The organism is Corynebacterium sp. ACRQJ (assembly GCF_022346045.1).
Taxonomy (GTDB): domain Bacteria; phylum Actinomycetota; class Actinomycetes; order Mycobacteriales; family Mycobacteriaceae; genus Corynebacterium; species Corynebacterium evansiae.
The window spans coordinates 24,134-36,946 of record NZ_JAKRMT010000002.1; the positions used below are offsets into that span (position 1 = coordinate 24,134).

Genomic DNA, 12,813 nt, shown 5'->3' on the forward strand with positions numbered 1-12,813 from the left:
CCCTGATCGGGGGATTCGCGATACACTAACCTGCGTGAATTCTCAGGATCAGACTAACCGGAGCCGTCGGCCCGTCAAGCCACGCAAGCGCCGCGGCATTCCGTGGTGGGCGTGGTTCTTCGTCGGCTTGATCGGCCTGGGGGGTCTTCTCTACGGCGTGGATCTGGCCATGAGTGAAGGCAAGGTGCCGCGCGGCGTGACCGTCGGCGGCGTGGACATTAGTGGTGTGGATAAGTCCCAGGCAGAGCAGCGCTTGCGCAATGACCTGGGCGAACGCACCCGTCAGCCGGTGACGGTTCTGGCGGGCAACATGAGCTCCACTATCGAGCCCGCTAAGTCCGGCATGCAGGTGGACTGGGGCGCCACGGTGGACCAGGCGGGCCAGCAGCCGCTGAACCCGATTACGCGCATCCGTTCCTTCTTCGAGACCCGCGAGGTGGGCATTATCTCGAAGATTACGGACGAAGGCCTGAATCGGTCCCTGAACCGCGTGGAGCGGGAGCTAACCCGCGACGCGGAAAACGCCAAGTTGTCCGTCGGCGCTGACGGCAAGGCGGATATTAAAGAAGACAAGCCGGGGCAGACCGTGGACCGGGAACTGCTGGATACCGAGGTGCGGGAAAACTGGCTGAACACCGACGGGCGCGTGAACGTGGAGGCCACGATCACCCCGGCAGATGCGGATAAGGACGCCGCCGAGCGGGCCGCCAAGCAGTACGTGAAGCCGGCGACGGCGAAGAACCTGGTGTTCCACGGCCGCGACAAGGTCGACGGTGTGATCACTCCCCAGAACTGGCACGAGATTCTGACCTTCAAGGTGGACGGCGGCGAGTTCATGCCGGAATGGAACACGGAGAAAGCGCAGGAGATCCTGAGCGAGCAGCTTTCCAGCACTGAGGTGGAGTACCGTGACGCCAGCTTCGAGTTCCACGGCGATGACATCACGGTGGTGCCTTCCAAGGATGGCGTGATCATTAAGTGGAAGGAAACGCTGGGCGACCTCCAGGGCAAGGCGCTGGATAAGAAGAAGCGCGACCACGAGGTCGTGTACGAGGACAAGAAGGCCGAGTACACCACCGAGCAGGCGAAGAAGGCTCACTTCGACGATGTGGTGGGCACCTTCACTACCGGTGGCTTCAGTGGCCCTTCGGGCACCAACATTCGCCGCGTGGCGGAGATGGTGAATGGCGCAATTGTGCTGCCGGGGGAGACGTTCTCTCTGAATGGTCACACCGGGCCGCGCGGTAGTGCTCAGGGCTTTGTGGAGTCCGGCATTATTATCGACGGCCACGCCGGCAAGGCGGTCGGCGGCGGTATTTCGCAGTTCGCAACCACTCTGTACAACGCCTCGTACTTCGCCGGCATGGAGGACGTGGCGCACACCCCGCACTCCTATTACATTTCCCGCTACCCGGCAGGCCGTGAGGCGACCGTGTACGAGGGTGCGATCGACCTGAAGTTCAAGAACCCGTTCGATACGCCGGTGCGCATCACCACGGACGTGAGTGGGGATTCCGTCACTGTGCGTTTGCACGGTGTGAAGCAGGTGGATGTGGAATCGATCCCGGGCGAGCGCACAAACCCGACTTCGCCTAAGAAGATGGAGCTGAGCGGTGACGATTGCTCGCCGTCTTCCGGCGCGCCGGGCTTCACCATCACCGACACCCGCGTGGTCAAGGATCTGAGGGGCAAGGAGCTTTCCCGCGAGACCCAGCGCACGGTCTACGACCCGCAGCCGATTGTGAGCTGCAAGTAGGGGCTAAGCCGCCTGGCCCTAGCCCTAGGGTTGTGGGCCGGGGGACGAGCAGCCCAACGCTCACTATCTCTGGAACCGGCCTACGTCGTGCTTCAGACAGAAGCGTGGAGAGCAGTCTGCGGGTGCGAAGGACGCTAGAACAACAGGTGTTGTGCACATGCTAAAAAGGGGCGGGAACGAATATTCGTTCCCGCCCCTTCGGCTATCAAAGCCCGGAGCTTAAAGCTCTAACAGGTCTTAGATGATGATGCCCTGGTTCTTCAGGTAGTTGCCGATAGCGATGCCAACGCTAGCGATAACGCCCACGAAAGCGCCGTAGGTCAGGGTCTTGGTCAGGATCCACCAGCCCGGCTGATCGGTAGTCTGGGTCAGGCCGAAACCGCCCTTACCGGAGATGCCCTGGTCGCTGCCCAGGATCTTCTTGGTAGCGTCCTCATCCTTGCACGGACCGGTCAGGTTGACCTGGGTGTCGCTGTTAGCATTCTCGCAGTTGATCTTTGCATCCTCAGCGGAAGCAACAGCGGTGCTGCCCAGGGCAACGGTGGAAGCGGTGGCGATGGCCAGAGCGGCCTTGCGGAAGTTCTTCATGTTAGAAATCCTTTTCCTTGAAATCGTGTGATGAAAGAAAACTGCAGCTCTGGATTAGCCCAGGAAGCCGTTGTACTTCAGGAAGTTGTAGGCCGGAGCAACGATCAGGCCCAGAACAGAAGCAGCAGCAGCAGCGATGCCACCACCGACGAACAGCTTGGCCCAGAGGCCGAAGTCGCCCTTGTCATCGTCCTTGTACTTCGGATCCAGCCAGTCGCGGATCTGGTCGCCGGTTACTTCCTGGTCGAAGCCCAGCTTGTCCCACAGCTTGGAGGAGCCGGAGACGCCGTCCTGCTTCTCGGTGGAGCCCGGAGTGGTGTCATTCTCAGCAGCAGCAACGGAAACGCCGGAGATGGCGACGGTGGTAGCGGTAGCAACAGCCAGAGCTGCGTTGCGGAACTTACGCATCTGAAATGCCTTTCTGTAAGTGTGAGTGGTTCGAAGTCAAGGACTTCACTTAAGTTTCTCTTGGCTCCTTGATCGCCGCTCACTCTTCCATTAGAGATTCCGGCTACGAAGCTGTTGAAACGCTGGCAAGTCCTAACAGATAGCTACCTTAACAGGGGTTTTAATGTTCCGCTAAGTGAAGGCGGGGTTTTCTCGGTGATATGGGTCACTTATGGTCGAGCGCTAGGGAACATTTACTGAATTCCACGTCATTTCCCCAGGTATGCGCATAAAAATATGTCGATAAGAGCTTCTCGCACCCCTTTTGTTTCGGGGGTGAATTAAGGGGGTATGAGAGGTCGCGCCTCCCGGAGATGCTCAGGATTTAGGGTAGAGCGCGACTATTTAGTGCACAGTTCCGCCTCAGTTTGTGCTCACTTGCACCTAAGTCCCGTTAACCTAAAACTGCCCGCAAGATCACCTGAAGGTCACTTCCTGTTCACCTGGCAATTGTAAATTTGTCTGCTATGCGTATGACAGTCTTTGGAACGGGATACCTCGGCGCAACCCACGCCGCCTGCATGGCCGAAATGGGCCACGACGTGCTCGGAGTCGATGTCGACCCGGATAAAATCCAAGCTCTCTCCGAAGGGCGCGTACCCTTCTTCGAGCCCGGCCTGCCGGAGATCCTCACCCGCAACATCGAAGCCGGCCGCCTGCGCTTCACCACCGACTACGCCGAAGCCGCCGAGTTCGCCGACGTCCACTTCATCGGCGTGGGCACTCCGCAGCGCAAGGGTTCCTATGCAGCGGACACCACCTATGTAAATGCCGTCATCGAAACGCTTGCCCCACTGGCCAGCGGCAACCACACCATCTTCGGCAAGTCCACCGTCCCAGTCGGCACTGCGCACGAGCTGCAGCAGAAGGCCGATGAGATCGTGGCGGCGTCCCCAAACAATGCCCAAATCACCATCGCGTGGAACCCCGAGTTCCTGCGCGAAGGCCACGCGGTGAAAGACACGCTGCACCCCGACCGCATCGTCCTCGGCCTCGGCGGCGATAGCTCCAACAGCGACGACCGCGCCGAGCAGCAGCGGGTAGAGGACCTCGCCCGCGAAATCTACGCCCCCGCGCTCGACGAAGGCACGCCGTTCCTGGTGATGGACCTGCCGACCGCGGAGCTGGTCAAGGTCTCCGCGAACGCCTTCCTGGCCACCAAGATCTCCTTCATCAACGCCGTCTCCGAGCTGTGCGAGATCGTCGGCGCGGACGTCACCGCACTCGCCGACGCGATTGGCATGGACGAGCGCATCGGGCGCAAGTTCCTCGGCGCCGGCCTGGGCTTCGGCGGCGGTTGCCTGCCGAAGGATATTCGCGCGTTCATGGCGCGCGCAGGTGAGCTCGGCGCGGACCAGGCGCTAACGTTCCTTCGAGAGGTGGACGCCATCAATATGCGCCGCCGCGAGAAGACAGTAGAGCTGGCGCGGCAGACGCTGGGCGGCTCCCTGATCGGTCGCAACGTGACGGTTCTCGGTGCGGCCTTCAAACCCAACAGCGACGATGTGCGCGATTCCCCGGCCCTGGCCGTAGCGGGTTCACTGTCCTTGAGCGGCGCAAACGTCACCGTGTACGACCCGCAGGGCATGGAGAACGCCGCGAAGATTTTCCCCACGCTGACTTATGCGCCGAATGTAGAGGAAGCACTCGAAGGCGCGGAGATTGTGATCGTGGCAACCGAGTGGAAGCAGTTCCAGGAGCTCGACCCGGTAGTCGCCCGCAAGCTGGTGGCCGGGGACAACCCCACAGTGCTGGACGGCCGCAACTGCCTGCCGCGCAAGGAATGGGAAGCCGCGGGCTGGAACTTCCTGGCGTTGGGGCGGGGTTAGCACGCGGCTAGCTGGCTGCGCGCAGCGCCACACCCGCTAGGCTATAGAGCGTGTTACTTTCAGACCGAGATATCCGCGCCGCCATCAACTCCGGCGAGCTGACGATCGACCCCCACGACGATCAGATGGTCCAACCATCCAGCATCGACGTGCGCCTCGACGGCCTGTTCCGCGTGTTCAATAACTCCAAATACACGCACATCGACCCGAAGCAGCCGCAAGAGGAACTCACCACCCTGGTGGAAGTCCCCGACGACGAGGCCTTTATCCTGCACCCCGGCGAGTTCGTCCTGGGCGCGACCCTGGAATGCTTCGGCATCCCCGCCCACCTGGCCGGCCGCCTGGAGGGCAAGTCCTCCTTGGGCCGCCTGGGTCTGCTGACGCACTCCACGGCCGGGTTCATCGACCCGGGCTTCACCGGGCACATCACCCTGGAGCTTTCCAACACCGCTAACCTGCCCATCGCTCTCTACCCGGGCATGAAGATCGGCCAGCTGGCACTATTCACCATGACCAGCCCGGCGGAAGCCCCCTACGGCAGCGGTGCCCTGGGCTCCAAGTACCAGGGGCAGCGCGGCCCGACCCCCTCCAAGGCCTACCTGAACTTCCAGAGCTAGCTGGGATGCGAGGTGGCGTCGCTAAGAAAAACAGCTACTGCCGGTAGCTAGCCAGGAAGTTACCCAAGCGCTCGATCGCGGCACGCAGATCCCGAGCCCACGGCAGCGTGACCACGCGGAAGTGGTCCGGGGTCGGCCAGTTAAAGCCCGTGCCCTGCACCAAGTGGATCTTCTCCGAGCGCAGCAGGTCGAACATGAACTGCTCGTCGTCGTGGATCTCGTGCACATTCGGATCCAGGCGCGGGAAGGCATACAGCGCACCCATCGGCTTCACGCAGCTCACGCCCGGGATCTCGTTCAGTGCCTCGTAAGCGGCGTTGCGCTGCTCCAGCAGGCGCCCACCCGGCAGCACCAGATCGTCGATGGACTGGCGGCCGGAAATAGCCACCTGGATCGCATGCTGCGCCGGCACATTCGGGCACAGGCGCGTGCCCGCCAGCACATTCACGCCCTCGATGAAGCCCTTTGCGTGCCCCTTCGGCCCCGTAATCACCATCCAGCCGGAACGGTAACCCGCCACGCGGTACGCCTTCGACAGGCCGTTGTAGGTGATGCACAGCAGGTCCGGGCACAGGGAAGCGATGTTGATGTGCTTCGCATCGTCGTACAGGATCTTGTCGTAAATCTCGTCGGCCAGGATCAGCAGGGAGTGCTCGCGCGCCACGTCCACGATCTGCTGCAGGATCTCGCGGGAGTACACCGCACCCGTCGGGTTATTCGGGTTAATGACCACGATGGCCTTCGTGCGCTCCGTGACCTTCGCCTTGATGTCCTCGATGGAGGGCATCCAGTCGTTCTCCTCGTCGCACAGGTAGTGCACGGGGCGGCCGCCGGACAGGGAGGTGGAGGCGGTCCACAGAGGGTAGTCCGGGGAGGGGATCAGCACCTCGTCACCGTCGTTGAGCAGCGCCTGCATCGTCATGGTGATCAGCTCGGATACGCCGTTGCCCAGGTAGACATCCTCGACGTCGAACTGGGGGAAGCCCGGGATGACCTCGTAGCGGGAGACGATGGCGCGGCGGGCGCTGATGATGCCTTTCGACGTGGAGTAGCCCTGCGCCGTCGGCAGCGCGGCGATCATGTCGCGCATGATCACATCCGGCGCCTCGAAGCCGAACACCGCGGGGTTGCCCGTGTTGAGCTTCAGGATGCGGTGCCCGTCGGCCTCCATCCGCTCCGCCTCGGTGTTCACCGGGCCGCGAATTTCGTAGAGGACGTTTTGCAGCTTCGTCGATTGATCCAGCGTGCGCAGTTCGCTTGGGCGTTTGGGGGTACTCATTCTCCCCATTGTGCCATTGTGGCTGCTATTTTTATAGTTTTTTATTGACGCCCCCTCGCGGTTCGACCGGCCGCGGTGTGGCTGACGGGTGTGCTAGTCGTCGTCCGGGGTGGCGCCTTCGTCGGGATCCGTGGCGCCATTGCCAGGGCCGTTGCCGGCGCCATTGCCGTTGCCGTTTCCGTTGTTGCCGGTGCCGGGGGAGGGGTTGCCACCAGCGTCTCCGCCGATGCCGCCGGGGCGAGGGGTGCCGCGGTTGGGCTGGCTAGGGCGGGGCTCGTTTTCGCGTGGCGGGCGAGAGGGCTTCGTGCTGCTAGAGGGCTTGGAGCTTTCGGATTCGGACTCGGACTCGGTGGGGGTTTCCTGCTCCGTCTGCACGGGCTGCTGAGGCGCGTAGTAGTTCTGGTTGCCGCCTCCGTAGCCGGGGCCCGCGTCTGGGGTTGGCGGCGTTTCGTCGTCATCGTACTTTCCGGTGGTGGTGGGCTTCGGGTACGAAGGCTTCAGCTGCTCAGTGTTGCTGGAGCTTCCGGGGGCGCCGGTTTCCGTGGAGCGCATGGCGGTGAAGGCGCCGACGGCGACGATGATGGTTGCGATCAGGCCCAAGGTGAGCACCCAGGCCCAGAAAGGCATGATCCCGAAGAATTTCCGGAGGCCGGATTTTGGCTTTTCTTCTTCCTCTTGTTCGTCTTCTCCAGGGTTGGCCGAATTATCGGCTGAGGTATCGGGGTTTGCCTGGGTTTCCGAGTTGGTGGGGTTCTCCTGGGCTTCCGGGGTATTGGGGTTAGCGGCCGTGCCCGAGGTTTTGCCAGCAGTCGCGCCACCAGCGTTTAGGTCAGAGTCGCTGACAGCCTTCATCACGGAGGTTTCTTCGGTGTCGCTGACGGACTTCCCCGAGTTGAGGGGGTTGTTCTTGTCGTTCGAATCAGCGTCAGTCATGGAAACCTACCTCTATCTGTGGGCGTGAGGCTTGTGCGCGCGGGCTCTTTCTATGAGATTTCATTCTAGAATATTGCGCGCCACGGGTACATTCCCAGCCCCGGGATTGGCTGGCGGGCGAATGTCCCAAATCTTCCACTCTGTTTATATAACTATTTCTTTTGTGCAGGTCAGGACGTTTTGACGATGTCATCATTTCAGTGGAAAACGTCAAAAGTGGAAGATTTGGGACATCACGTTGGTGGCTAAAGCAAAAGCGGCGGCAGATCCAGCGTTCTGCTGGACCCGCCGCCGCTATTCAGCGTGCGAGCTAGTCGCTTTTACTGTGCGCCTGGTGCGCCAGGGGCACCCGGAGCGCCGGGGACGATGTTGGTCAGCTTGATCGGACCGCCATCGTTGGCCGGCTGTGCCGGTTGTGCTGGCTGCGCCGGAGCTTCTTCTGCCGTGGTCTCCTCGGCCTGTTCAGCTTCGGCCTGTTCGGTCTCAGTCTGCTCAACTTCAGCCTGTGGCTCCTCGGACGGAGCCTCAGCCTGCTGATCTTCTGCCGGAGCAGCCGGAGCAGCCGGAGCAGCAGCTGCAGCTGGGGCTGCAGGAGCCGGGGCACCCGGTGCGCCCGGAGTAGTGGCCGTCAGCTTGATCGGGCCACCATCTTGTGCGGGCTGAGCCGCCGGTGCAGACTGTTCAGTCTTCGGGGCTTCAGCTGCTGGTGCAGCTGGTGCAGCCGGAGCTGCCTGCGGAGCCTCAGCGGACTCGGCTGCAGTCTCGGCCGGAGCGGCGTCCTGAGCTTCTGCCTGGTCCGAGTCGTCGGAAGCAGCGGCTGCAGCAGCGCCAGCGCCAGCTGCGGCGGCACCTGCACCAGCGGCGGCTGCCGGAGCTGCGGCAGGAGCGCCCGGGGCACCCGGAGCGGTGGCGTTCAGCTTGATTGGGCCACCATCTTGAGCCGGCTGTGCAGCCGATGCAGACTGTTCAGCCTTCGGGGCCTCTTCAGACTTGTTGGACTCAGCAGCCGGAGCAGCAGGCGCTGCCGGGGCGCCCGGAGCAGCAGGTGCACCAGGAGCAGCAGGTGCGCCCGGAGCTGCCGGGGCGCCAGCGGAAGGCGCCGACGGAGCAGCAGGAGCACCCGGGGCAGCAGGTGCGCCGCTGGTCTTCGGCGCTTCCTGAGTGTCTTCAGACTTCGGTGCGGCAGGAGCACCAGGAGCAGCAGGTGCGCCCGGAGCTGCCGGGGCGCCAGCGGAAGGTGCCGACGGGGCAGCAGGAGCACCCGGGGCAGCAGGAGCGCCCGGAGCAGCAGGTGCACCAGGAGCTGCTGGTGCGCCAGCGGAAGGAGCACCCGGAGCAGCAGGTGCGCCCGGAGCTGCCGGGGCGCCAGCGGAAGGTGCCGACGGGGCAGCAGGTGCGCCCGGGGCAGCAGGTGCGCCGCTGGTCTTCGGCGCTTCCTGAGTGTCTTCAGACTTCGGTGCGGCAGGAGCACCCGGAGCAGCAGGAGCACCCGGGGCTGCCGGGGCGCCAGCGGAAGGAGCACTAGGTGCAGCGGGAGCGCCCGGAGCTGCCGGGGCGCCAGCGGAAGGTGCGGACGGTGCAGACGGTGCAGCAGGTGCGCCAGCGGAAGGTGCAGACGGGGCAGCCGGAGCACTCGGAGCACCCGGGGCAGCAGGCGCAGCCGGGGCGCTCGGGGCACTCGGGGCAGCCGCAGCAGCACCCGCCGCGGCAGCGCCACCAGCAGCAGCGCCACCAGCGGCGGCAGCAGCTTCCTTCTTCTTCTTGGCCTCTTCGGCCTTGCGCTTCTTCTCCTCGGCAGCCTTCTTCTTGGCTTCCTCCTCGGCCTTGCGCTCGGCTTCCTCGCGGGCCAGTTTCTCCTCGTCTACCCAGCCACGCTCAGGCGCAACCAGGAACTCCGGAGACTTCGGTGCAGGCAGCTCGCCGTCGACCAGGACGGACTCGCGGAACATCTGGGCGATATCCAGAACCTGGGTGCGGTCCTGCTTGTTCTCAATGTCGGCCTGACGGTTGTTCACACCGTCGGTCATCATCGTCTTACAGAATGGGCAGCCGATGGCGATGGCGTCCGAGCCGGTGGCCAGAGCCTCGTCCGTACGGTTCAGGTTGATGCGCTCGCCCAGATCCTCTTCCATCCACATGCGGGCACCACCGGCACCACAGCAGAAGCCAGTATTGCGGTTGCGCTCCATCTCCACCAGGTTGGCGCCGGAAGCGCCGATCAGCTCACGCGGAGCCTCGAAGACCTTGTTGTGGCGGCCCAGGAAGCAAGGATCGTGGTAGGTGACCTGGCGGCCGTTCTGCGGTGCAGATACTGGCTCCAGGCGACCCTCGCGGATCAGCTTGTTCAGCAGCTGGGTGTGGTGGACTACCTGGTAGTTACCGCCCAGCTCCGGGTACTCGTTGCGCAGGGTGTTGAAGCAGTGTGCACAGGTCACAACGATCTTGCGCTGCTTCGGCGGTACGCCCTCGAAGGCGTTGTCCAGGATCTCGATGTTCTGCTCTGCCAGCATCTGGAAGAGGAACTCGTTACCGGCACGGCGGGCGGAGTCACCAGTACAGCCCTCGCCCTCGCCCAGCACGGCGTACTTCACACCAGCGGTGTACAGCAGGTCGGCAACAGCGCGGGTGGTCTTCACCGCGTTGTCGTCGTACACGCCAGCACAGCCGACCCAGAACAGGTACTCGGTGTCGTCGAAGTTCTCGATGTCCTCACCGAAGACCGGTACCTCGATGCCGTCTTCCTTGGCCTTCTCAATCCAGTCGGAGCGCTTGTTGTTGTTCTGGCCCCACGGGTTGCCCTTGGTCTCCAGGTTCTTGAACAGGCCACCCAGCTCGGTCGGGAAGTCAGACTCAACCAGCACCTGGTAGCGGCGCATGTCGACGATGTGGTCGATGTGCTCGATGTCCACCGGGCACTGTTCCACACAGGCACCACAGTTGGTGCAGGACCACAGCACGTCGGGGTCGATAACACCCATCTCGCCCGCAGCAACCAGCTGCAGCAACGGCATGTCCGCGTGGGCGTCAACAGAAGGATCGTCCAGCACGGCAGTGTCGGTAGCCTCGCCGGAGAACATGCCACCTGCGTGGGCCTCGTCCTTACGTGCGGCCTTCAGGTACGGCGCGGACTCGATGGCGTGGTCACGCAGGTTGGTGATCAGCAGCTTCGGGCTCAGCGGCTTCGCGGTGTTCCAAGCCGGGCACTGCTCCTGGCAGCGGCCACACTCGGTACACGAGGTGAAGTCCATCCAGCCCTTCCAGGTGAAGTCGTCGATCTTGCCAACGCCGATCGAGTCTTCCTCCGGGTCTGCGTTTTCCATGGTCAGCATGCGGCCACCGGAGGTCAGCGGCTTCGCTGCACCCAGTGCGTTACGGCCGTCGGCGTTGCGCTTCAGGAAGATGTTGAAGAACGCCATGAAGCGGTGCCAGGCAACGCCCCACTTGATGTTCATACCGACGATGAACAGCCAGATCATGCCGGACAGCAGCTTGATCAGCGCGAAGACGGAAACCAGCAGCGGGGATTCCGGCAGGATCTTGGCCAGCTGCATGGTGAAGAAGTCGGTGGCCGCGTGGCCGCCCTCGTAGCTGGCGAAGGTGGCGATCTTGGATGCCTTCACGAAGATCATGCCCAGGCCCTCGATCAGCACGACGGCCTCAACGAAGTAAGCCGCGCCGGAGTTGGAGCCGTAGAAGCGGGCCTTCTTGTCCTTGTCGCCGATCTTCTGGCGAATGATAATCAGCGTGATAATACCGATGACGGTGCCCAGGCCCAGCAGCTCGTCCACGAAGTGGTAAACGGCCCAGTTACCGATGATGGGCCAGCCGCCTTCGGGGTTGAAGATCTGAATGTAGGCCTCGAACCACACCATGGCTCCCAGCAGGAAGCCGACCATGACGAGCCAGTGGGCGATTGCCACGCCTGGCTTCTTGGCCATCTTGGTGTGACCGATGATCTCCTTGATCAGGTTCATCAGTCGGCCGGCGGGGTTATCTGTCCTCTTCAGTGCCGGTTGGCCCAGTCGGATCGTGGTAAAGATCTGCGCCGCGCCGCGGATGAAGAACACCCAGGCGGGGAGGGATAGCAGTGCGCCAATGATGCCCAGTGGGACGGTGATGCCCCAGGGGATATCGGATGACGTCGCCTGCCCTGCTGCCAGCAGGTACATGTGAAGCTCCTCGCAAGTCCAGTTATGTATGAAGTAATTACTTACTGGGGCAGATTATCAGGGAGTGGGGCTTTATTTGAACTTTTCTAATTCCGGGCGAACTTGGGGTGGACCTAGCGTTGACCTGGCGAAATAGGCAACATTCGTGTTGTTTAAATGCGGCTGGCGATCCCGATCTGCTCGCGTCGCGCCGCCTTGCCTGCGCGGGTGTTGCCGAGGTGGTACATGTGTTGCTCGCCACGCGCGACGTTGAGGTTAGTGGTGATTCCTTGTTTCTCTATTGTTGACGCCCACTCCTCCACGTCTGGCAGTGAAATATCGCGGTCGCCGCAGTAGAGCGTGATTTCGGAGCTTCCGAAAGCTGCCCGGAGCTGGTCGGCAGTGAGGTGCAGGGGGCTCACCCGCGGATCCTCCGTGGGGATCTCGCCCGCCCACAGTGCGCCCTGGCGGCGCAGCTGGACGGGGTTGAGGATTGCATCTTTCGGCTCGAAGTCGGGGATGTGCGGGTTGGCGAGGTCCATGTCGAGCCACGGGGCATTCAAGATCAGGCGCGCTGGCGGCTCTGGTTGCTGGGTGTGCTCGGGGGTAGTAGCGAGGGCAGACAACGCCAGCCCGCCGCCCGCTGAATCCCCAATAATGGTGATGTTTTTGGCACCATGTTCCGCCACCAGTTGTTCATAGCAGCGGCGGATCAACGGCAGCGCCTCCGCGTGGTTGTGCTCGGGCAGCAGGCCGTAGAGGGGGATGTCCACCCGCACGCCCGCGTCCGCCAACTGGGCGACGAAGTCCCAGTTACGCTGCTTGATCGGGTTCACGAACCCGCCGGGCAGCACGTACAGCACAGCCTTCGTTGCTGCCTGCGCGGGGGAGAGCTCCTTAATTGCTGCTGTGTGCGGGTCGTAATCTCCTGTGTCGCCCGCACCTCCGAACTCCATGGGGGCCACCGAGTAGACCGTGAATTCGCCGGAATCGCCCTCTGTGCGTTCGGTGACGGCAAAGTGTTGCCGCAGGGAATGCGGCGGTTCGGCTGGGGCGGGAGGGGTGGAGGAGGTGGCGTCATTACCCGTTCCGGAAGAACGGCCAACCAGGCGTTTGAGGAAAGACATGGGCACAATTCTAGCTTTTTTAAAAAAAGTTGAGCCGAGTGGGAACAACTTTGAGCAGGTATGAGTTGTAAGGAGTGTGAGCAAGTTGA

9 protein-coding genes are annotated in these 12,813 nt (G+C 62.7%); 3 read left to right on the forward strand and 6 right to left on the reverse strand.

Annotation, left to right across the window (positions count from 1 at the left end; genetic code table 11):
- The first annotated feature begins 34 nt into the window (after positions 1-34).
- Positions 35-1,756, forward strand: coding sequence for a VanW family protein (locus MHX52_RS01550; RefSeq protein ID WP_239316224.1), 1,722 nt, complete (start codon positions 35-37; stop codon positions 1,754-1,756).
- Between the two features lie 237 nt (positions 1,757-1,993).
- Here MHX52_RS01550 and MHX52_RS01555 read toward each other — a convergent pair whose 3' ends face one another.
- Positions 1,994-2,344, reverse strand: coding sequence for a hypothetical protein (locus MHX52_RS01555; RefSeq protein ID WP_239316225.1), 351 nt, complete (start codon positions 2,342-2,344; stop codon positions 1,994-1,996).
- 54 nt (positions 2,345-2,398) lie between these two features.
- Positions 2,399-2,752 carry a hypothetical protein gene (locus MHX52_RS01560; protein ID WP_239316227.1) on the reverse strand — a complete coding sequence of 118 codons (354 nt, stop codon included), beginning with the start codon at positions 2,750-2,752 and terminating at the stop codon, positions 2,399-2,401.
- A gap of 506 nt (positions 2,753-3,258) precedes the next feature.
- On the opposite strand from MHX52_RS01560, the gene MHX52_RS01565 reads away from it, so the two are divergent.
- Both MHX52_RS01565 and dcd read left to right on the forward strand, forming a co-directional pair.
- Positions 3,259-4,620 (forward strand): UDP-glucose/GDP-mannose dehydrogenase family protein, encoded by a 1,362-nt coding sequence (locus MHX52_RS01565; RefSeq protein ID WP_239316229.1) that lies wholly within the window; start codon positions 3,259-3,261, stop codon positions 4,618-4,620.
- A gap of 50 nt (positions 4,621-4,670) precedes the next feature.
- On the forward strand, positions 4,671-5,237 hold the full coding sequence (gene dcd, locus MHX52_RS01570) for a dCTP deaminase (RefSeq protein WP_239316231.1): 567 nt from the start codon (positions 4,671-4,673) through the stop codon (positions 5,235-5,237).
- Between the two features lie 34 nt (positions 5,238-5,271).
- On the opposite strand, the gene MHX52_RS01575 is transcribed toward dcd, so the two are convergent.
- The 4 genes from MHX52_RS01575 to MHX52_RS01590 form a co-directional block, all read right to left on the reverse strand.
- Positions 5,272-6,516, reverse strand: coding sequence for a pyridoxal phosphate-dependent aminotransferase (locus MHX52_RS01575; protein ID WP_172544888.1), 1,245 nt, complete (start codon positions 6,514-6,516; stop codon positions 5,272-5,274).
- Positions 6,517-6,609: 93 nt separating this feature from the next.
- Positions 6,610-7,449 carry a hypothetical protein gene (locus MHX52_RS01580; protein WP_239316233.1) on the reverse strand — a complete coding sequence of 280 codons (840 nt, stop codon included), beginning with the start codon at positions 7,447-7,449 and terminating at the stop codon, positions 6,610-6,612.
- A 320-nt stretch (positions 7,450-7,769) separates the two neighbouring features.
- Positions 7,770-11,618 carry a (Fe-S)-binding protein gene (locus MHX52_RS01585; protein WP_239316235.1) on the reverse strand — a complete coding sequence of 1,283 codons (3,849 nt, stop codon included), beginning with the start codon at positions 11,616-11,618 and terminating at the stop codon, positions 7,770-7,772.
- A gap of 152 nt (positions 11,619-11,770) precedes the next feature.
- A complete protein-coding gene (locus MHX52_RS01590; protein WP_239316237.1) occupies positions 11,771-12,724 on the reverse strand; it encodes an alpha/beta hydrolase in 954 nt (317 codons plus the stop codon).
- Positions 12,725-12,813 lie beyond the last annotated feature (89 nt).

Bases quoted from the DNA above. Each gene is read 5' to 3' on its own strand.
- MHX52_RS01575 (WP_172544888.1), bottom strand. From the start codon at position 6,516: ATGAGTACCCCCAAACGCCCAAGCGAACTGCGCACGCTGGATCAATCG.
- MHX52_RS01580 (WP_239316233.1), bottom strand. From the start codon at position 7,449: ATGACTGACGCTGATTCGAACGACAAGAACAACCCCCTCAACTCGGGG.
- MHX52_RS01565 (WP_239316229.1), top strand. From the start codon at position 3,259: ATGCGTATGACAGTCTTTGGAACGGGATACCTCGGCGCAACCCACGCC.
- MHX52_RS01585 (WP_239316235.1), bottom strand. From the start codon at position 11,618: ATGTACCTGCTGGCAGCAGGGCAGGCGACGTCATCCGATATCCCCTGG.
- MHX52_RS01560 (WP_239316227.1), bottom strand. From the start codon at position 2,752: ATGCGTAAGTTCCGCAACGCAGCTCTGGCTGTTGCTACCGCTACCACC.
- MHX52_RS01590 (WP_239316237.1), bottom strand. From the start codon at position 12,724: ATGTCTTTCCTCAAACGCCTGGTTGGCCGTTCTTCCGGAACGGGTAAT.
- MHX52_RS01555 (WP_239316225.1), bottom strand. From the start codon at position 2,344: ATGAAGAACTTCCGCAAGGCCGCTCTGGCCATCGCCACCGCTTCCACC.